Source organism: Gordonia hongkongensis, from assembly GCF_023078355.1.
Classification (GTDB): Bacteria; Actinomycetota; Actinomycetes; order Mycobacteriales; family Mycobacteriaceae; genus Gordonia; species Gordonia hongkongensis.
The window spans coordinates 4,364,295-4,383,666 of record NZ_CP095552.1 but is presented as its reverse complement, the minus strand read 5'-3'; the positions used below and the strand labels follow the sequence as shown (position 1 = coordinate 4,383,666).

Annotated in this window: 18 protein-coding genes; 14 read left to right on the top strand and 4 right to left on the bottom strand. The window is 68.3% G+C overall.

Translation table 11 applies throughout. The features are described from left to right. Window positions 1-6: 6 nt before the first annotated feature. The 5 genes from MVF96_RS19810 to MVF96_RS19790 all read left to right on the top strand — a co-directional run bounded on the left by MVF96_RS19810 (window position 7) and on the right by MVF96_RS19790 (window position 4,928). Window positions 7-459, top strand: a complete 453-nt coding sequence (locus MVF96_RS19810) for a DUF3151 domain-containing protein (protein ID WP_065629570.1) — start codon at window positions 7-9, stop codon at window positions 457-459. Between the two features lie 42 nt (window positions 460-501). Then, window positions 502-1,626 carry an FUSC family protein gene (locus MVF96_RS19805; protein WP_068971381.1) on the top strand — a complete coding sequence of 375 codons (1,125 nt, stop codon included), beginning with the start codon at window positions 502-504 and terminating at the stop codon, window positions 1,624-1,626. 48 nt (window positions 1,627-1,674) lie between these two features. After that, complete coding sequence (locus tag MVF96_RS19800) at window positions 1,675-2,586, top strand: cation diffusion facilitator family transporter (RefSeq protein ID WP_068971380.1); 912 nt, start codon at window positions 1,675-1,677, stop codon at window positions 2,584-2,586. Between the two features lie 49 nt (window positions 2,587-2,635). Next, window positions 2,636-3,460 (top strand): polysaccharide deacetylase family protein, encoded by an 825-nt coding sequence (locus MVF96_RS19795; RefSeq protein ID WP_247450144.1) that lies wholly within the window; start codon window positions 2,636-2,638, stop codon window positions 3,458-3,460. Between the two features lie 115 nt (window positions 3,461-3,575). Further along, entirely contained in the window at window positions 3,576-4,928 is a 1,353-nt protein-coding gene (locus tag MVF96_RS19790) for an MFS transporter (protein WP_211539626.1), read from the top strand. Between the two features lie 8 nt (window positions 4,929-4,936). Here MVF96_RS19790 and MVF96_RS19785 read toward each other — a convergent pair whose 3' ends face one another. Continuing rightward, entirely contained in the window at window positions 4,937-5,593 is a 657-nt protein-coding gene (locus MVF96_RS19785; protein ID WP_068971378.1) for a hypothetical protein, read from the bottom strand. A gap of 81 nt (window positions 5,594-5,674) precedes the next feature. Between MVF96_RS19785 and MVF96_RS19780 the strand changes: the two genes are divergently transcribed. Together MVF96_RS19780 and MVF96_RS19775 are read left to right on the top strand one after the other, a co-directional pair. Continuing rightward, on the top strand, window positions 5,675-6,961 hold the full coding sequence (locus tag MVF96_RS19780; RefSeq protein ID WP_065629574.1) for an adenylosuccinate synthase: 1,287 nt from the start codon (window positions 5,675-5,677) through the stop codon (window positions 6,959-6,961). Between the two features lie 328 nt (window positions 6,962-7,289). Continuing rightward, the gene (locus tag MVF96_RS19775) at window positions 7,290-8,843 is read left to right on the top strand and encodes an adenylate/guanylate cyclase domain-containing protein (protein WP_247450143.1); all 1,554 of its coding nucleotides are present in this window, start codon (window positions 7,290-7,292) and stop codon (window positions 8,841-8,843) included. A gap of 9 nt (window positions 8,844-8,852) precedes the next feature. Here MVF96_RS19775 and MVF96_RS19770 read toward each other — a convergent pair whose 3' ends face one another. Together MVF96_RS19770 and MVF96_RS19765 are read right to left on the bottom strand one after the other, a co-directional pair. Continuing rightward, window positions 8,853-9,251: a hypothetical protein gene (locus MVF96_RS19770; RefSeq protein ID WP_065629576.1), complete on the bottom strand. Its 399-nt coding sequence runs from the start codon at window positions 9,249-9,251 to the stop codon at window positions 8,853-8,855. A gap of 235 nt (window positions 9,252-9,486) precedes the next feature. Further along, the gene (locus MVF96_RS19765; RefSeq protein WP_247450142.1) at window positions 9,487-11,079 is read right to left on the bottom strand and encodes a Na+/H+ antiporter; all 1,593 of its coding nucleotides are present in this window, start codon (window positions 11,077-11,079) and stop codon (window positions 9,487-9,489) included. Between the two features lie 43 nt (window positions 11,080-11,122). Here MVF96_RS19765 and MVF96_RS19760 point away from each other — a divergent pair, with 43 nt between their 5' ends. The 7 genes from MVF96_RS19760 (at window position 11,123) to MVF96_RS19730 (ending at window position 17,786) form a co-directional block, all read left to right on the top strand. After that, window positions 11,123-11,479: a UBP-type zinc finger domain-containing protein gene (locus MVF96_RS19760; RefSeq protein ID WP_068971293.1), complete on the top strand. Its 357-nt coding sequence runs from the start codon at window positions 11,123-11,125 to the stop codon at window positions 11,477-11,479. Between the two features lie 79 nt (window positions 11,480-11,558). After that, the gene (gene purT / locus MVF96_RS19755) at window positions 11,559-13,241 is read left to right on the top strand and encodes a formate-dependent phosphoribosylglycinamide formyltransferase (RefSeq protein WP_165629639.1); all 1,683 of its coding nucleotides are present in this window, start codon (window positions 11,559-11,561) and stop codon (window positions 13,239-13,241) included. Window positions 13,242-13,256: 15 nt separating this feature from the next. After that, window positions 13,257-13,736 (top strand): DUF456 domain-containing protein, encoded by a 480-nt coding sequence (locus MVF96_RS19750; protein ID WP_068970718.1) that lies wholly within the window; start codon window positions 13,257-13,259, stop codon window positions 13,734-13,736. Window positions 13,737-13,878: 142 nt separating this feature from the next. Continuing rightward, a complete protein-coding gene (locus MVF96_RS19745; protein ID WP_058249872.1) occupies window positions 13,879-14,991 on the top strand; it encodes a ferredoxin reductase in 1,113 nt (370 codons plus the stop codon). An 8-nt stretch (window positions 14,992-14,999) separates the two neighbouring features. Continuing rightward, on the top strand, window positions 15,000-16,283 hold the full coding sequence (locus tag MVF96_RS19740; protein WP_068970719.1) for a fatty acid desaturase family protein: 1,284 nt from the start codon (window positions 15,000-15,002) through the stop codon (window positions 16,281-16,283). A 109-nt stretch (window positions 16,284-16,392) separates the two neighbouring features. Next, entirely contained in the window at window positions 16,393-17,274 is an 882-nt protein-coding gene (locus tag MVF96_RS19735; RefSeq protein WP_068970722.1) for an LLM class flavin-dependent oxidoreductase, read from the top strand. 32 nt (window positions 17,275-17,306) lie between these two features. After that, window positions 17,307-17,786, top strand: a complete 480-nt coding sequence (locus MVF96_RS19730) for a hypothetical protein (RefSeq protein WP_223258887.1) — start codon at window positions 17,307-17,309, stop codon at window positions 17,784-17,786. Window positions 17,787-17,801: 15 nt separating this feature from the next. On the opposite strand, the gene MVF96_RS19725 is transcribed toward MVF96_RS19730, so the two are convergent. Further along, window positions 17,802-19,367: an MFS transporter gene (locus MVF96_RS19725; RefSeq protein WP_159371425.1), complete on the bottom strand. Its 1,566-nt coding sequence runs from the start codon at window positions 19,365-19,367 to the stop codon at window positions 17,802-17,804. Window positions 19,368-19,372: the final 5 nt, after the last annotated feature.

The following is a 19,372-nucleotide window of genomic DNA, read 5'->3' as shown; positions in this document are numbered from 1 at the left end:
GAGGACATGACGTCTTTCGGAGATCTACTCGGCCCGCAACCCGTTCTGCTCACCGGGGACGACGACGCCGAATCGGACCTGCTCAACGGCGCCGCGCCGGCCGCGGTCGCAGCCGCACACCCGACCGCCTCGATCGCCTGGGCCTACCTGGCCGAGGCGGCTCTCGAGTCGTCGAAGACGGCCTCCGCCGGCGACGACATCGACACCGCCGCGGTCATCGCGGCCTATGCCTACGCCCGGACCGGTTACCACCGCGGCCTCGACCAGCTCCGACGCCACGGTTGGAAGGGTTTCGGGCCGGTGCCGTGGAGTCACGAACCCAACCGCGGCTTCCTCCGCTGCGTCGGGGCACTGGCCCGGGCCGCCGAATTGATCGGCGAGGAGGACGAGCACCTGCGCTGCCTCGACCTGCTCAACGACAGCGACCCGCGCGCGGCCGCCGAACTCGGCCTCGTGTGATCGCACCGAGTCGATCGGTCACCTGCGGATGACGTCCGCCTGATGGCTCCGAGTGCCGCGAACCCGTCGTACCCGCGCCGGGTGTTCAACGCGATGCCCGCGCCTCTGAAGAGCCGCCTGCGCCGGCTGCGCGTGTCGCTGGTCCCGATCGTCCAGTGCGCGCTGGCGGCGGGGGCGTCGTGGTGGATCGCGGTGGAGATCTTCGATCATCCCGATCCGTTCTTCGCGCCGATCGCCGCGGTGATCTCGCTCGGCCTCTCTCTGGGACAGCGCTGGCGCCGGGCCGCCGAACTCGTGGGCGGCGTCGCGATCGGCATCCTCGTCGGCGACCTCTTCATCAGTCTCGTCGGCGAAGGCGCCTGGCAGATCATGGTCGTCGTCGCACTGGCGATGACGGTGGCGGTCTTCCTCGACGACGGACCGCTCGTCCCCATGCAGGCCGCCTCGTCGGCCGCGCTGGTCGCGACGCTCCTCCCGCCCGGTGGGGTGGCGGGTTTCCATCGCGCGATCGACGCCCTCATCGGCGGGCTGGTGGGCATTCTCGTGGGTGCGTTGCTGCCGGTGAACCCGGCCAGCCGGGCGCGACGCGACGCGGCGGGCGTCCTGGCGACCGTTCGTGACGCGGCACGCCAGCTGGCCACCGGACTCCGCGAACGCGACGAGGAGCTCATCGCGGCCGCCCTGGAATCCGGTCGCGGGACGCAGGCCGAGATCAACAAGATGCGATCGGACATGACCGGCGGCCGCGAGGTCACCCGCATCTCGCCCCTGTACTGGGGATCGAGGATGCGGCTGGACCGGATCTCGGCAACGGCCGACCCCATCGACAACGCGGTCCGCAACTTCCGGATCATCGCCCGGCGTTCCCTCGGCCTCACCCAGCGGGGTGTCGCGGTGCAGCCGGAGCTGATCGAGATCATCGACGATCTCGCCGGGGCGTTCGAGGTGTTACGCGCGATGATGATGGCCGACCCCGGGGAGGAACCCGATCAGGCCGATGCCGCGCGGGTGATCCGCAGCATCGTGCGCAAGGCGCGTGCCGATCTGGTGACCAACAGCGAACTGTCGGAGGCCGCCCTGCTGGCCGAGATCCGGTCGTTGCTCGTCGACCTGCTGATGACCGCGGGGCTCCGCCGATCCTCCGCGCTGGCGACCCTGCGGAGCTGACCCGGCTGTTGCCACATATGCGAAGTTCTGCATATATTGACCGGCATCATGGGGCACTCACATTCGCACTCGCACGCTCCCGCCGCGGCTGCGGGACAGCGTCGGCTCTGGCCGATGGTGCTGGCGGTCGGGCTGATCGGCGGCTACTTCGTCGTCGAGCTCGTGACCGGCATTGTGGTGAACTCGCTCGCGCTGATCGCCGACGCCGGGCACATGCTGACCGATGTCGTCGCACTCGTCATGGGTCTGATCGCGCTGTTGCTCGGCCGGCACGGGCGGATCACCGACACCCGAAGTTTCGGATGGCATCGCGCCGAGGTGTTCACCGCCGTCGCCAACGCCGTCCTGCTGATGGGCGTCGCGGTCTTCGTGTTGTACGAGGCGGTTGAGCGTATCGGTAGCGACCCGCAGGTCCCGGGCCTCACTTTGATCGTGGTGGCCTTGATCGGCCTGCTGGTGAATCTCGGGGTCATGCTGCTGTTGCGGGCGGACGCCAAGGAGTCGATCGCGGTTCGCGGCGCCTACCTGGAGGTGTTGGCCGACGCCGTGGGCAGCGTCGGCGTGCTGATCGCCGGCGTCGTCGCGATGACGACCGGATGGGGTTACGCCGACATCGTCGTCGCGGTGCTGATCGCGCTGTGGGTGGTCCCGCGGGCGGTGCGACTCGCGCTCGATGCGCTGCGCATCCTCAACCAGCAGGCGCCGGCCCACATCGACGTCGAGGCCCTGCGGGCCGATCTGGCCGACATCCCCGTCGTCGACGACGTGCACGACCTTCATGTCTGGACGCTGACGACCGGGATGGACGTCGCCACCGTGCATCTCGGCAGCAGTCGGCCCAACGGTGAGGTGTTGCCGGCCGCGCAGGCCGTCCTGGCCCGTCACGGCCTCGAACATGCGACGGTGCAGATCGACCCCGACGACCACCAGCGACGTTGTCGTGACGAGATGACCTGGTGACCGTGCGTCGTGGCGCCGTGAATGTCGGTTATGCCCTACATTTCGGCGAATGGAACGACGCGATTTTCTCGCGGTGCTCGCCGCCGGCACCGTGGGGGCTCTGACCTCGAGCGCCCTCGTGGGCTGCGCGACGCCGGTCCCGGCGGCCGAAATCGACCCGGCCGATGGGCCGTCCACGCCGCCGCGGACGACCAGCACGACGCCCGTCCCGTCGTCGGGACTGTTGCCGCCGGCGGTCGGAACCCGCCGACCGCTGCCCGACGGGGCCATCACCGCACTGCCCGGTCCCGGCCGGTGTCTCGCGCTCACGGTCGACGACGGCGCGAGCTCGGAGGTGATCGGCGCCTATGTGAAGTTCGCCCGGGACACCGGTGCCCGGTTCACCTTCTTCGTCACCGTTTCATTCGACGGCTGGACCGACCACCGCAGCACCCTGCGGCCGCTCGTCGAGTCCGGCCAGATCCAGCTGGGCAACCACACGTGGAGTCATCCCGCGCTCACCGAGCTGTCCTCGCGCGCGGTGGCCGACGAACTGCGGCGGACCAAACGGTTCCTCCGCAACCAGTTCGGTGTCGACGGGACGCCGTACTATCGCCCGCCGTTCGGGTACCACGACGCTGGCGTCGACGCGGTGGCCGCCGACCTCGGTTACACGGTGCCGACCCTCTGGTACGGCTCGTTGTCCGACTCCGGCCTGATCACCGAGAAGTACCTCATCCGTTGCGCGCGCAAGTACTTCCGTCCGCAGAGCATCTTCATCGGCCACGCCAATCACGAACCGGTGACCAAGGTGTATCCAAAACTCGTCGAGATCATCCGAAATCGCAAGCTGCGCATGGTGACACTCGACGACTACTTCGCCGCGGGCCGCTGAGGTCCGACCGCCCCTCCCGTGGCGACGGCGAGGTGCGGACACCGACCGCAACTTTTCGTTCACGCTGATTCGTAGTCGTCGGATCGGGTGGCCGCGTCGTTACCGTGTGTCGGTCATGGCTACCTCCACGCTTCCACCCGTGCTCGCCGGCGAGACCGACGTCGAACGTCGCAAACGGCTCCGGACCGTCGTCGCCGCAAGCCTTCTCGGCACCACCGTCGAGTGGTACGACTTCTTCCTCTACGCGACCGCGGCGAGCCTCGTGTTCAACCAGTTGTTCTTCCCCGACCAGAGCTCGTTCGTCGGCACCCTGCTGTCCTTCGCGACGTTCGCGGTGGGCTTCGTCGTGCGCCCGATCGGCGGAGTCGTCTTCGGGCACATCGGCGATCGCATCGGCCGCAAGCGCACGCTCGCGATCACCATGGTGATGATGGGCGTCGCGACCGCCCTGATGGGTGTGCTGCCCACCGCCGAGACGGTCGGTGTGCTCGCCCCGATCCTCCTGCTCCTCCTGCGCATCGTGCAGGGTTTCGCGCTGGGCGGGGAGTGGGCAGGTGCGGTGCTGCTGTCGGTCGAGCACAGCCCAGACGGCAAGCGCGGTCTGTTCGGGAGCATCCCGCAGATGGGCCTGGCCCTCGGACTCGCCTTGGGCACCGGAGTGTTCGCGCTGCTGCAGGTGGCCCTCGACGAGCAGGCGTTCCTGACCTACGGCTGGCGCATCGCGTTCCTGGTGAGCATCGTCCTGGTGGTCATCGGGTTCGTCGTGCGGTTGAAGGTCGACGAGACGCCGGCGTTCGCCGAAGTGGCCGAGCTCGCCAAGAAGTCCACGGCACCACTGCGCGACGTCGTGGTCCCGCCGAACACGCGCAACACCGTTCTCGGCCTCCTCGCCCGATGGGGAGAGGGATCGGCCTTCAACACCTGGGGCGTCTTCGCGATCGCCTACGCGACCAGCGAACTCGACATGGAGAAGGTCCCGGTCCTGGTGGCCGTGACCATCGCCTCGCTCGTGATGGCGGCCCTGCTCCCGTTCTCCGGACTGCTCACCGACAGGTACGGCGCCAAAACGATCTACCTGATCGGGATCACCGCCTACGGCGTCGCGGTCTACCCGGTGTTCGCGCTGTTCGGGACCTCGAACCTGCTGTGGTTCACCGTGGGACTGGTGATCGTCTTCGGGGTGATCCACGCACTCTTCTACGGCGCGCAGGGCACCCTGTTCGCGAGCCTGTACCCGACCCCGGTGCGCTACACCGGACTGTCGGTCGTCTACCAGTTCTCCGGCATCTACGCCTCGGGTCTGACGCCGCTGATCCTCACCGCGCTGATCGGGGCGGCCGGCGGGTCACCGTGGCTCGCCGCCGGTTACCTCGTGCTGACCGCGATCATCAGCGTCGTGGCCACGACGCTCATCCGGCGCGACGATCTCCACCTCACGACGGGCCCCCAGGCGCGGCCGGTCGCCTGAGTCCCGGATCAGGGGCGCACCAGCAGGAGATCGGTGACGTGGCGGTAGAACGTCGAGCGCTTGAGCACGCGCGGGTTCACGACGCCCTCGCGCTCGACGACGACGTTGGTCCCGCCCGTCTGACACGCGCGCCCGGTGAACCACTTGCCCGGCAACAACATCCGCTCCACCTGCGCGCGGAGGCCGGGTGCGGTCAGGGTCGGTTCGATGAGGATCGAACGCACCTCGCCGTCGAAGAGGCGCTCGTTGTCGACGTAGGTCTCACCGTGCAGCTTCGCGCCCTCGGCGCCCAGGTGACGCGCGCTGCCGACGATGACGGTCGCGGCGTCGTCGCGGACGAGCGGCACCGCGACCGCGGTGCCGTGCTCGGCGAGCTCGCGGGCCGCCGGCCCGTGCGGCAACCGGTAGCGACGCGTCGCGGGCGTGGCCTCGGCGGAGACGTATGCGATCTCGACGTCGAGTCGTTCGGTGACCATCAGTGCGGCCAGCACCTGGGACAGGAAGATGTCGTTCTCGTGCGCCACGGTCGGTGCGAAGCGCTCCGCGACGCGCGGCTCGACGACGAGTCGGGTGACGTCGGGATCGGTGAGGGCGTCGGCGACCGCGGCGCGGACGGCCTTCTTGTCGTCGGCGCGGCTGGTCTGGCTCAGAAGGGCAAACGGCACGCGGATAGCGTATCGAGCGCGCCGACCCAGTAGTGTTGGTCAGGTTTGGTCCCAAGCGCGCCACACAAAGGAGTACCGGACATGGCCGCGATCGTGCTTATCGGAGCCCAGTGGGGTGACGAGGGCAAAGGCAAAGCGACCGACCTCCTCGGAGGCCGGATCAACTGGGTTGTCCGCTACCAGGGTGGCAACAACGCCGGGCACACCGTCGTACTCCCCACCGGGGAATCCTTCGCGCTGCACCTCATCCCGTCCGGCATCCTGACGCCCGGCGTGCAGAACGTCATCGGCAACGGCGTGGTCGTCGACCCCGGCGTGCTGCTCACCGAGCTCGGTGGCCTCGAGGACCGCGACGTCGACACCTCCGGCCTGCTGATCTCCGCCGACGCGCATCTGCTCATGCCGTACCACGTCGCGATCGACAAGGTCACCGAGCGTTTCCTGGGCAACAAGAAGATCGGGACCACGGGCCGCGGCATCGGTCCTTGCTACCAGGACAAGATCGCCCGCGTCGGCGTGCGCGTCGCCGACGTCCTCGACGAGAAGATCCTCACCCAGAAGGTCGAGGCGGCGCTCGAGCTGAAGAACCAGATCCTGGTCAAGATCTACAACCGCAAGGCCCTCGACCCGGCGCAGGTCGTCGACGAGGTCCTCGGGCAGGCCGAAGGATTCAAGCACCGCATCGCCGACACCCGGCTGCTGCTCAACCAGGCCCTGGAGAACGGCGAGACGGTGCTGCTCGAGGGCTCCCAGGGCACCCTGCTCGATGTCGACCACGGCACCTATCCGTATGTGACGTCGTCGAATCCGACCGCCGGCGGCGCCGCGGTCGGCGCCGGCATCGGACCCAACAAGATCACCACCGTCCTGGGGATCCTGAAGGCCTACACCACGCGCGTGGGCTCCGGGCCGTTCCCCACCGAACTCTTCGACGAGTGGGGTGCCTACCTCGCCAAGACCGGCGGCGAGGTGGGTGTCACCACCGGTCGCGCCCGCCGCTGCGGCTGGTTCGACGCCGTGATCGCCCGCTACGCGACCCGCGTCAACGGCATCACCGACTACTTCCTCACCAAGCTCGACGTCCTCTCCAGCCTCGACACCGTGCCGATCTGCGTGGCCTACGAGGTCGACGGTGAGCGCGTCGAGGAGATGCCGATGACCCAGACCGGCTTCCACCACGCGAAGCCGATCTACGAGGAGATGCCCGGCTGGTGGGAGGACATCTCCCAGTGCAAGACCTTCGACGAACTGCCCCAGAACGCGCAGAACTACATCCTGCGGCTCGAGGAGCTCTCGGGTGCGCACATCTCGTGCGTGGGTGTCGGTCCGGGACGGGACCAGACGATCGTGCGGCGCGAGATCGTCTGACCCTTCGCTCCTGGGGTTTCGGCGGCTTGGCGGCCGTCGAGGTCTACGAAAGAACACCCGTGAGCGTCTGATTTCATGCTCCCTGAGGTGCGAGCGAAGCGAGCCACGAAGGGCTCGCAACGTGTCTCACCAGGCCCTTCGTGGCTCGTCGCTTGCGCTCCTCGCACCTCAGGGGCCAGTGGGGCGGCGGGCAGTTGCTTGCGCTCCTCACACCTCAGGGAGCAATGGGGTCGCTTTTTCGGATTAGGGAGCAGGGTTGGGGCGGGGTGATGCTCCGCTCGGCGAGCTCGTCGCGGATTCGCGGTCGGCTCGTGATTAGCTAGTGCCCATGCGTGCCAAGCGGGGGAGTCGCGACTACGGATCCATCCTGCTCGGGTCCGTCGGCGAGAGCACGGTCAAACAACGGATCCGTATCCAGACCCTGCTGACCGCATCCATCGTGGTGGCCAACCTGTTCGGGGCGATCATCGCGGTCGCGCTCACCGCGGTCGGCATCCCGCAGCCGACGGTGTTCACCGCCGAGTTGTGGTGGGTCAACTTCATCGTCGTGCCGGTCTACATCACCGCGGCGTTCGTGGTCGGGATCGGGTGGGGCACCTATGTCGGCGTCCGTGATCTGCGGTGGGCGATCCGCGATGTCACCCCGACGAAACGCGACGCCCGGCGGACCATGCGGCTGCCGTGGCGACTGTCGCTGGTGCAGGGATTCCTGTGGGGCATCGCCGCCATCATGCTCACGATCATGTACGGGATCGTCGACCCACAGCTGATCCCCAAGACCATCTTCGTGGTGAGCCTCAGTGGTGTTGTGGTGGTGGCGATCTCATATCTGTTCATCGACTTCACCCTGCGTCCCGTTGCGGCGGAACTGATCTCGGCCGGCCACCGCCGGCGCAAACGTACCGGTGTGCGGGCGCGCTCGGTCGTCTCGTGGATGGTGGGTTCGGCGACCCCGATCATCGGCATCCTGCTGGTGCTGGCGTTCGGGCTCGCGCGAGACGAGACCTCCAAGCTCGACCTGTTCGTCGGTGCCACGGTCCTCGGGGTCACCGCACTCTTCACCGGCCTGCTGCTGACGCTGCTGTCGAGCATGAGCGTCACCGGCCCCATCCGCAGCGTGCGCGCCGGGATGAACCGCGTGAGCGACGGTGACCTCGACGACGCCGACCTCGTCGTCTACGACGGCACCGAACTCGGCGACCTGCAGGTGGGTTTCAACTCGATGGTCGCGGGACTCCGTGAGCGAGAACGGATACGGGACCTGTTCGGACGGCACGTGGGCCACGAAGTCGCCGAGGCGGCCATGTCGTCGAACCCGGAACTCGGCGGGACCGAACGTCTCGCCGCCACGCTCTTCGTCGACGTCATCGGTTCGACGACGCTTGCCGCGCAACGACGCCCTACCGAGGTGGTCGAGATCCTCAACAAGTTCTTCGCGGTCATCGTGCGGGCGGTCGAGGAACACGACGGCCTGGTGAACAAATTCGAGGGCGACGCGGTGCTCGCCATCTTCGGCGCACCCATCGATCTCGACGACGCCGCGGGCAGCGCGCTCGCCGCCGCGCGCGACATCGCCCGCGGCCTGGCCGAGGAGGTGCCCGACCTGTCGGCCGGTATCGGGGTCAGCCACGGGGCCGTGGTCGCCGGGAACGTCGGTGCCATCGAGAGATTCGAGTACACCGTCATCGGCGACCCGGTCAACGAGAGTGCCCGCCTGTCGGAACTGGCCAAACGGGATCCGCGGCGGCCGTTGGCCTCCGGACGCGCGGTCAAGGCCGCGCAGCGGGACGAGGCCGAGCGGTGGGAGGAACAGGAGACCACCTCGCTGCGCGGCCGGACCGAGGAGACGACCGTGTTCGCCGCATTCGTCGACGACGAGTGAGGGCCTCGCTCAGCCGATCGCGTCTTCGGAGCTGATCAGCCGCCCGTCCGGGCCGACGATGCTGAGGCCCAGTCCGTCGAAGACCGAGTACTTGTACCCGTTGTTGTAGGCGACGTAGTAGTGACGGCCGCTGCCGTTCTCCTGCACGTGCACCTCGGACACCGGGATGCACAGGGTGTTGCCACTCGAACGCGCGACACCCCGGTATTCGAGGGTGCCGTCGGCGCGCCACTGACAGATCGACGCCGCCGACCGGGTGGTGACGACGGAGGTGACGGTCCGCTGTCCGGGATCGCAGGACGGTGCCGAGGGCGCGGCGACCGCGGTCGAGGTGCCGACGGCGAGCGCGCCGGCGGTGAGGACGAGGGAAGCGCCGGCAGTGGCCAGGCGGGTGATGGTCGTGTTCATGAGAGCGAAGGTAGGACAGGGCTTGTCGAGTGGGAATGGGCAGAACTCCCCGGGTTCGTTCGGATGGGGGACCCTTCGAGACGCCCTCCGCAAGCTCCGGGCTCCTCAGGGAGCGACGGGGGTGTCGCCCGCAAGCTCCGGGCTCCTCAGGGAGCGAGGGGGGTGTCGCCTGCAAGCTCCGGGCTCCTCAGGGAGCGAGGGGGTGTCGCCTGCAAGCTCCGGGCTCCTCAGGGAGCTAGGGATCCCGGTCGCCCTGCCCCTCGGCGAAGTCGAGACGACGCAACGCGATTCGCAGGACCTCGTCGTCGATGCGTCCGGCATCGCGTTCGGCGATGAAGACCGCGCGCTGGATCTGCAGGATCTCCGTCCGGAGTCGTGCCCCGGCGGACGTCGGACTCTCGCCGAGATCCTCGGGACCCCGGCCGAGTTCCTCCCAGGCCACATTGCGCTGCGTGGTGATCCACTTGCGCAGCATCGCCACCTGGAGCCGGCGCGGATCGTCGTCGGACAGTTCGGTGGCGTAATCGTCGAGGCGCCGTTCGGATTCCCGGGACGCACGGTCCTGCGCGGCCGCATACGCCAGCCGGTCCTGGGCGCGCTCGTCGCCGCTCACCCCGAGGAAGCGGATGACCCAGGGCAGGGTGGTGCCCTGGATCAGCAACGTCCCCACCACGACCACGAAGGTCAGGAACAGGATCTCGGCGCGGGCGGGGAACGGTTCGTTCGTCTCGGTGTAGACGGGGATGGCGAACGCGGCGGCCAGTGACACCACGCCACGCATACCGGCCCAGGAGACGACGAACACCGACGCCGGACTCGGCGGCGGCTCGCGGTCGCGGATCCGTCGCGATAGCAGTCGGGACAGATAGGTCGCCGGGTAGACCCAGACGATGCGCACGAGGATCGTCGCCGCCAGGACCGCCGCGGCGTCGATGGCGATCTGCGTCCACGACTCGTTCTCGACACCCTCGATGAGCATGGGCAGCTGGAGCCCGATGAGCAAGAAGACGAACGACTCGAGGATGGTGTCGATCGACTTGCGCACCGCCTCGTCCTGCAGACGGGTCGCATAGCCCAGCCGCACCGACCGGTGGCCGAGGTAGAGACCGGCGGTGACCACCGCGATGACACCCGAGCCGTGCAGTTCCTCGGCCGCGTAGTACGTGGCGAACGGGACGATGATGCCGATCGCTGTCTCCATCGGCGGGTCGGTGAGCCAGACACGCACCCAGGACACGACCACCCCGACGAGGAGGCCCACGACCAGGCCGCCGAGGGCGGCCACCGCGAACGTCAGGACGCCTTCGCCGACCGTCGCGGTGGCCCCCACCGCCGCGGCGAGCGCGATCCGGAACGCGGTGAGGGCCGTCGCGTCGTTGAGCAGGCTCTCGCCGCCGAGCAGCGTCATCATCCGGCGCGGCAGACCGAGCCGGCGGCCGATCGCCTGCGCCGACACCGCGTCCGGCGGCGCGACGACCGCGCCGAGGACCAGTGCCGCGGCGAGCGGGAGATTGGGGACGACGAGGTATGCGACGTATCCGACCACCAGGGTCGTCACCAGCGGCAGGCCGACCGCCAGGAATCCGATCGCACGCCAGTTGGCGCGGAACGCCTGATATGAACTCTCCTGCGCGGCCGAGTACAGCAGCGGCGGCAGGATGAGGAAGAGCACGAGCTCGGGTTCCAGGGCCACCGAGGGCAACTCGGGAATCCATGCGATCCCGAGACCGACGGTGACCAGCACCAGCGGCGAGGACCAGCCATAGCGACGACACAACGCGGCGACCGCCACGGCGATGACCGCGACCAGCAGTAGCGATGCGCCCATTCGAGCGACTCTAATCGCGCCGGCCCGATGGATAATGTCGGGCATGAAGATCTTTCGGCGGAAGTCATCGGCCGCGGCCGCGTCCGGGCCGGCGGGGTCCGGTTCCGACGCCTCGAGCACGGCGCGCTGCGTCGAACTGGAGTCGTTCGACGCCGCGCCGGCCGCCGACCCGGCGCCGGCATCGGGCGACGACCGCAGTTGCCAGGACTGTGTCGCGATCGGCGAGACCCACTGGGCACATCTGCGGAAGTGCCTGACGTGCGGGCACATCGGTTGTTGCGATTCGAGCCCGCGACGACACGCGACCGGTCACTTCCACGAGACCGGGCACCCGGTCATGCGTTCGGCCGAGCCGGGCGAGGTGTGGCGGTGGTGCTTCGTGCACGAGGTGACGGGATGATCACCCGACGGTCCTTGGTGTGTTCGACGAGGTGGAGGAGTGCGCCGGGATCTGTGCTGGCGGCAAGTAGGATTTGAGGATGACGTCGAACAGCGAGAGTGCGACCAGCGCAGCCCAGCCGGCGCCGACGACCGGGCCGCCGGACGTCATCGGCACGCCGCTGAGTCCGACCGCGACCAAGGTGATGGTCCTCGGGGCAGGTGAACTCGGCAAAGAGGTCGTGATCGCGTTCCAGCGCCTCGGCGTCGAGGTCGTCGCCGTCGATCGCTACGCCGACGCGCCCGGCCACCAGGTCGCACACCATGCCGAGGTCATCGACATGACCGATCCCGCCGCCCTGCACGCGGTCATCGACAAGCATCGTCCCGCGTACGTGGTGCCCGAGATCGAGGCGATCGCCACCGAGGCCCTCGTCGACGTCGCCGAACGCGGTATCGCCGAGGTCATCCCGACCGCGAGCGCTGTCGTCGCCACGATGAACCGCGAGGGAATCCGGCGTCTCGCCGACGAGGAACTCGGGCTGCCGACGTCGCCGTATCTCTTCGCCGACACTCTCGAGGACCTCACTGTCGCGGCGCGTCAGGTCGGGTTCCCGTGTGTGATCAAGCCGGTCATGTCGTCGTCGGGCAAGGGGCAGTCCGTTGCGCGGGGCCCCGAGGAGCTGGCCTCGGCCTGGGAGACCGCGAACACCGGCGGTCGGGTGCAGGGCAGTCGCGTCATCGTCGAGGGCTTCGTCGAATTCGATTACGAGATCACCCTTCTCACGGTTCGTGCGATCGATCCGGCCACCGGCCGGCTCACGTCCCACTTCTGTGCGCCCATCGGCCACCGGCAGATCAACGGCGACTACGTGGAGAGCTGGCAGCCCCATGAGATGAGCGCCGACGCGCACGCCTCGGCGACCTCGATCGCGGCGCGCATCGCCACCGCCCTCGGTGACGGAAAGCTGGCCGGGCGCGGCGTTTTCGGCGTCGAACTGTTCGTCAAGGGAGACGACGTCTACTTCTCCGAGGTCAGTCCCCGCCCGCACGACACCGGTCTCGTCACGATGGCGACCCAGCGGTTGTCGGAGTTCGAGATGCACGCGCGGGCGATCCTCGGTCTCCCGGTCGACGTCACGCTCGCGTCCCCGGGTGCCTCGGCCGTCATCTACGGGCAACTCGACGAGCCGGCGATCGGTTTCGAGAACGTCGCCGCCGCACTTGCCGTACCCGAGACCGACATCCGACTGTTCGGCAAGCCCGAGAGCTTCCACCGCCGGCGCATGGGCGTGGTCACTGCGACAGCCGACGACGTGCCGGTCGCGCGTGAGCGTGCCGTCCGCGCCGCGTCGCTCGTCACACCCGTGCCGGGCCGCCCGGCCGTTCGCAAGGCCGCCACCCTTCCGCCGACCCCGCCCCCGGCGCCCCCGCGACGCCCCGGGCCACCGCCCGGCCCGGTCGGCCCGCCGCGCGGACCCGTGGGTCCGCCTCCCGGTGTACTGAAACCACCGGGTGCGCCGCTGGGACCGCCGCCCGGTCGTCCGGGACCGCCGCCCGGGCCCCGGCCACCCGTACCGCGGCCGGCCGGGGGTCCGCGCCCGGTACCGCCCGCGCCGATACCCCCGTCGGGGACCCCGCCGCGTCCGTCGGGCCCGCCGCCACGGCCGGCCCCGCACGAAAAGGCCCCGCACGATCAGGCCCCGGCGATGACCTCGATGGTCAAGACCGACGACCGGCCCGCCGACGCGCGCCCCGGTGCGTCGTCGAAGCCCGGCGAGTGATCGGACGAGGTCCGGGTGCCGTTCTGGGGTGAGCTGCTGGTCGCAGCGGTGATCTTGGTGGGCCTGGTGGGCATCGTCGTGCCGATCCTGCCCGGCACCTTGCTCATCGTCGGCGCACTGTTCGTCTGGGCCCTCGTCGTGGGTGGTTGGGCCTGGTCGGTATTCGCTCTGGCCCTCGTCGTCATCGGCGTCGGCGAGGTGCTCAAGTACCTGATCGCGGGCCGGTCGCTGCGCGCGGACGCGATCCCGAACCGCACGATCGTGGTCGGGGGCCTGGTCGGCATCGTCGGCTTCTTCGTCGTCCCCGTCATCGGCCTGCTGCTCGGCTTCATCGTGGGCGCGCTGGCATCGGAACTCGTTCGCACGCGCAGCTTCGACGGCGCGTGGCGGGGCGCGTTCTCGGCGCTGAAGGCGGCGGTGAAGACGATCGGCATCGAACTCCTCTTCGCGCTGATCGCGACGGGCATCTGGACCGGCGGCGCCTTCACCTGGTGACCGAACGGGTCGCGGCACCGGTCGTGACCTGCCAGTATCAAATCTTGTGATCGCGGTCACCGATTGATGTGTACAGTCGTGCACCGAAGGGTAATACCGGTCAGTAACTCCAGCCGTGGGGATTTCTAGGGGAGGAGTCTGAGTGAACCTGTTGAAGTGGAGCAAGCGGCCGGCGGCCGGGGTCGAGGCCCGGAAACCGGAGGTCAACATCATCCGGGGTCTGGTGGCCCGAGCGACCACCCCGTTGCTGCCCGACGACTATCTGCACCTGATCAATCCGCTGTGGAGCGCGCGCGAGCTCCGCGGCAAGGTGCTCGACGTGACCAAGGAGACCGACGACACCGCCACCGTCACCATTCGGACGGGCTGGGGGTTCCCCGAGTCGTACAAACCGGGCCAGTACGTCGGGATCGGTCTGCAGATCGAGGGCAAGTGGCACTGGCGGTCGTACTCGTTGACGTCGTTCGGCGCCAACGAGGACAAGACCATCGCGATCACGGTCAAGGCGAACCCCGACGGATTCCTGTCGTCGCATCTCGTCGACGGCGTCAGCCCCGGGACGATCATCCGGCTGCAGTCGCCCAAGGGCGACTTCCATCTGCCCGAGCCGGTTCCGGGCAAGATCCTGTTCGTGACCGCGGGCAGCGGGATCACTCCCGTCATGGCGATGCTGCGGCAGCTGAGTTCGCACGGTCAGACACCCGACATCGTGCACATCCACTCCGCGCCCACCCGCGACGACGTGATCTTCCTCGACGAGATGGAGACGCTCGCCGACGAGGCCGATGATTACGATCTGAATCTCCAGCTGACCAAGGAGATGGGCAAGTTCGACGTCTCGCGGATGGACGAGTGGGCGCCGGACTGGCGTGAACGCGAATGCTGGGCCTGCGGACCGGTCGCGCTGCTCGACGCGATGGAGTCGCACTACGAGGACGGCGGCCTGCGCGAGCGGCTGCACGTCGAGCGGTTCGCCATCGCCCGCACCGACCACGGCGGCGAAGGCGGCACCGTGAAGTTCGCGATCTCAGACAAGGAAGCCGAGATCGACGGCGCCACAACACTTCTCGAAGCAGGGGAGAACCTGGGAATCCAGATGGCGTTCGGCTGCCGGATGGGTATCTGCCAGACCTGCGTCGTGCCGCTCGCCGGGGGTTACGTGCGTGACCTGCGCACCGGCGAGGAACGTCGCGAAGGAGAACGAATCCAGACATGCATCAGCGCCGTGTCTGGTGAATGCACCCTAGATCTGTAGGAGGCTTCATGGCCATCACCGACATCGATCAATACGCACATCTCACCGAGAGCGACGTCGAAACCCTCGGCGCCGAGTTGGACGCCATCCGTCGTGACATCGAGGAGTCGCGGGGCGAGGCCGACGCCAAGTACATCCGCCGGGCCATCACCCTGCAGCGCAGCCTCGCTGCCGGTGGCCGGCTCGCCCTGATGTTCAGCGACAAGAAGGTCGCCTGGGCTGCCGGGACCGCGATGCTCTCGCTCGCCAAGATCATCGAGAACATGGAACTGGGCCACAACGTGATGCACGGCCAGTGGGACTGGATGAACGATCCGGAGGTCCACTCGTCGTCGTGGGAGTGGGACACCACCTGCCCGAGCGTGCAGTGGAAGCACTCGCACAACTTCGTCCATCACAAGTACACGAACGTCGTCGGGATGGACGACGACGTGGGCTACGGAATCCTGCGCGTCACCCGGGACCAGCCCTGGGAGTGGTGGAACGTCGGTAACCCGATCTACAACCTGACGCTCGGCACGTTCTTCGAATACGGTGTGGCGCTGCACCATCTGGAGACGGAGAAGCTGCGCAACAAAGAGAAGACCTACCGTCAGGCGGCCAAGGATCTCCGGGTGATCGGCACCAAGGTCGGCAAACAGGCGGCCAAGGACTATCTGATCTTCCCGGCTCTGGCGGGTCCGAACTGGAAGACGACGCTCACCGCGAACTTCACCTCGAACATCATCCGGAACTACTGGGCGTACATGGTGATCTTCTGTGGTCACTTCCCCGACGGAGCCGAGAAGTTCACGGTCGACGAGTTCGAGAACGAGGACCAACCGCGCTGGTATCTGCGTCAGATGTTGGGATCGGCCAACTTCAAGGCCGGACCGCTGATGCGGTTCATGAGCGGGAACCTCAGTCATCAGATCGAACACCACCTGTTCCCCGACCTGCCGAGCAGCAGGTACGAGGAAATCGGTGTGCGTGTCCGCGAGTTGTGTGACAAATACGACCTGCCGTACACGACGGGGACCCTCCTGGGTCAATATGCCCAGTCGTTCCGGACCATCGCGAAGCTGGCACTGCCGAACTCGTTGTTGAAGGCGACGTCGGATGACGCGCCGGAGACGGCGTCGGAGCTGCGCTTCGCGATCCGCGAGGGCATGAGTGACCACTTCGGCGTCGACCCGGCGACCGGGAAGCGACGGGGTCTGCGGACGGCGTTGCGTGAACTCAAGAATTCCCCGGTGCGGTCGGCGCATGTGGGGCGGGCCGCGTCGGGCCGCCCGGCATGGAACCAGTTGTGACATAACAGATGTCGCGCATCGTTGCGCTTTTCGCGACGATGCGCGACATCTGCGAATAACCCCCGGGGCATCGTGCGTCCGTGTCAGAATGACGCACGTGCGCATCGGGATGACCATGCCTGTGATGGAGCCGGATCTCGACGCCGAGATGCTCCATTCGTGGGCCACCACCATCGACGACGGTCCGTTCAGCTCGCTGTGCTGGGGTGAACGTATCGCGTTCGACAATCCGGAATGCCTGACCTTCCTCGGCGCGCTGGCGGCGTGGACGCGACGGGTGCCGCTCGTGATGACGGTCGTCGTGCCGCAGCTGCACGACCCGGTGATGCTCGCCAAGTCGTTGGCGACCGGCGACATGCTGTCGGGAGGACGCCTCACCGTGGCACTCGGGGTCGGCGGGCGGCACGAGGATTACCGGGCCGTCGGCGCGGACCCGTCCACGCAGACGATGCGTCAACTCGCCGACCGGGCCGAGACGATGAAACGGGTGTGGGCCGGGGAGAAACTCACCGAGTCGGTCCTGCCGGTCGGTCCGCCGCCGCACCGGAAGGGCGGTCCGGTACTGCATGTCGGGACCACCGGGCCGAAGACGATTCGTAGCGCGGTTGATTGGGCGGACGGAATCGCCGGAGTCACCCTTGATCTCGATGCCGACAAGCAGAACGAGCTCTTCGATGTTGCCCGGTCGGCATGGGCGGATGCCGGTCGGGCGGCACCGCATCTCGCGACGTCGTTCTGGTTCGCGATCGGTGAGGGCGACGGTCCCCGAGCGCAGGTGACCCGGCACCTGCATCACTACATGAACTGGATCCCGTCGGAGTTCGTCGACGCGATCGCACCCACCACCGGGTGGGCGGGCACCGAGGCCGAGCTCGCCGAGGTCCTGCGGCGGTTTGCCGACATCGGTACCGACGAGGTGCAACTCATCCCGACGAGTTCGGACCCTGATCAGCTCCGGCGCGCCGCGGACGTGGCGGCGGCGTTCTCCTGACGACGCGGCGTCCCGAGATCTAGGGTGTGGCGGTGGCCTCCCTGCGCCGGATGCTCGGCATCGGCAAGCTCCCAGACGACCTCCGTGCGCAGGTCGTCTCCGACGGCGCCTACCTCATCGTCGAATTCGTGCCCGTGACACTGAGATTCAGCGGGCAAGTGCCCGGTCGATCGGCGCAGGGCAACGTCCGGCCCTTCACCGGTGCTGTAGTCCTGACGCCTCGACGCGTCCTCGCGACGATGTCGAGCGTGCCCGGTCGGGCGGGTCGTGCCATCGACCACGAGTGGACGACCCCGCGCGGTTCGATGGTCCGCGCGGTCATCGACGACGGCGGGCTCGTCATCGAGATCCCGGCGCTCGAGCGCGTGAACCCCGACTTCAGCGGAACATTGAGTCTGACCTACTTGACCGAGCTGCCCGGCTCGGTGCTCCAGCAGGCCCCGGTGCGCGAGGTGTGGTTCGACGTCCCGGCGCGCTACGTCACCTCACTCGTCGGGGGCCGCCGGAGCTGACGGACCGACCGGCGGTCAGCCCGCCGGCTGCTCCTCGACGGCCCGCCCGGGGCGCAGCATCACGAGTGCGAGGATCGCAGCGGCCGCGGTGAGCACGCCGGAGAACGTGAGGCACAGACGCATTCCGTCGAGGAAGGCGTCGCCGACGGCGTTCATCACGGCCGGGGCGTCGGCGCCGAGGTTCAGGCCGCTCGCGGCGGCCAGGCCCTCGGTGTCGACCGCGCCGATCACCCGGTCACGTACCGGCTCGGCGACACCGGCATCGATCAGCTTCTGCGGCAACGAGTTCACCGCACCGGCGGTCAAGAGGGCGCCGAGCACGGCCGGGCCGAGCGCGCCGCCGACCTGACGGAAGGCGTTGTTCCCGGCTGCGGCCATCCCCGACAGGTGGTAGGGCACCGCCGACACCGCGGTCGCGGTCATCGGCGCCATCACCAGTCCCATTCCGAGCCCGAGCACGACCAGACGCCACGAGATGGCGGCGAAGGAGGTGTGGGCGTCGAGGGTCAGCAGCGCGAACTGGGCGCCGGCGACCATCAGGAGTCCGCCGCCGATCAGGAACCGGGCGTGAATCCGATGCATCATCTTGCCGGCGAGCCCGCCGACCAGCATCGAGGCGCCGTTCATGAGGGCCAGCCGCCAACCGGCCTCGACGGTGCCGAGTTGCTGCACCAGCGCGAAATACATGCTCAGCACGAAGATGAACCCGATCAGAGCCAGGAAGGCGATCATCGCGACCAGGGTGGTGGCGGTGAAGGCGCGGCTCCGGAAGAGGTCGAGGTCGAGCATCGGACTCGCCGAACGCTTTTCGATGACGACGAACCCGACTGCGGCGACCGCGGCGGCCAGCAGCGCGACGACGACGCGGGGGTCGCCGAAGCCGTAGACGCCGGCCTCGATGACGCCGAAGACGAGTGCCGTGACGGCGATCGCGGCCGAGATCTGGCCGGACCAGTCGAGGCGACGGGCATGGGGTGCGCGGGATTCCGGGAGCATCGTCGCGGCCACCGCCAGCGCGATGAGGGCGATCGGGATCGGCAGCAGGTAGATCCATCGCCAGCCGGCGGACTCGGCGACCGGACCCGCGACCAGCGGCCCGACGGTCAGCGAGAGCATGAGCGCCGACGCCCAGATGCCGATGAACTTGCCCCGTTCCCGGAAGTCGGGGACCGCGTGACTGATCAGTGCCAGGGTCGTGGGCAGGAGGGCGGCCGCGCCCGTTCCGGCGAGCGCCTGTCCGATCCACACCATGCTGATCGATTGCGCACACAGCGCCACCAACGCGCCCGACGCCGTGAGGCAGAGGCCCACCAGATAGACCTTGCGACGGCCGTGCACGTCGCCGAACACTCCGGCGGTGAGGATGAATGCGGCCATCGGCAGGACGAACGCGTCTTGTACCCAGGACAACTGGGCGGTCGAGGCGCCAAAAGCGGTGCCGATCGCCGGCAGGGTGACGGCGACGCTCGTGATGGGCAGGTAGGCGACGAAGACGCCGAGGCAGGCCATCACGACGGTGGCCGTCCGACGTGCCGGGGGAGTCGGTACGCCGGTGGGAACGGGGGAGATGGTCGCGGTCAACGCGC

Excerpts from the sequence above, each read along its gene's own strand:
- MVF96_RS19740 (WP_068970719.1), top strand. The coding sequence starts at position 15,000 with ATGGCCATCACCGACATCGATCAATACGCACATCTCACCGAGAGCGAC.
- MVF96_RS19795 (WP_247450144.1), top strand. The coding sequence starts at position 2,636 with ATGGAACGACGCGATTTTCTCGCGGTGCTCGCCGCCGGCACCGTGGGG.
- MVF96_RS19810 (WP_065629570.1), top strand. The coding sequence starts at position 7 with ATGACGTCTTTCGGAGATCTACTCGGCCCGCAACCCGTTCTGCTCACC.
- MVF96_RS19765 (WP_247450142.1), bottom strand. The coding sequence starts at position 11,079 with ATGGGCGCATCGCTACTGCTGGTCGCGGTCATCGCCGTGGCGGTCGCC.
- MVF96_RS19805 (WP_068971381.1), top strand. The coding sequence starts at position 502 with ATGGCTCCGAGTGCCGCGAACCCGTCGTACCCGCGCCGGGTGTTCAAC.
- MVF96_RS19770 (WP_065629576.1), bottom strand. The coding sequence starts at position 9,251 with ATGAACACGACCATCACCCGCCTGGCCACTGCCGGCGCTTCCCTCGTC.
- MVF96_RS19775 (WP_247450143.1), top strand. The coding sequence starts at position 7,290 with ATGCGTGCCAAGCGGGGGAGTCGCGACTACGGATCCATCCTGCTCGGG.
- MVF96_RS19735 (WP_068970722.1), top strand. The coding sequence starts at position 16,393 with ATGACCATGCCTGTGATGGAGCCGGATCTCGACGCCGAGATGCTCCAT.
- MVF96_RS19780 (WP_065629574.1), top strand. The coding sequence starts at position 5,675 with ATGGCCGCGATCGTGCTTATCGGAGCCCAGTGGGGTGACGAGGGCAAA.
- purT (WP_165629639.1), top strand. The coding sequence starts at position 11,559 with ATGACGTCGAACAGCGAGAGTGCGACCAGCGCAGCCCAGCCGGCGCCG.
- MVF96_RS19760 (WP_068971293.1), top strand. The coding sequence starts at position 11,123 with ATGAAGATCTTTCGGCGGAAGTCATCGGCCGCGGCCGCGTCCGGGCCG.
- MVF96_RS19800 (WP_068971380.1), top strand. The coding sequence starts at position 1,675 with ATGGGGCACTCACATTCGCACTCGCACGCTCCCGCCGCGGCTGCGGGA.
- MVF96_RS19790 (WP_211539626.1), top strand. The coding sequence starts at position 3,576 with ATGGCTACCTCCACGCTTCCACCCGTGCTCGCCGGCGAGACCGACGTC.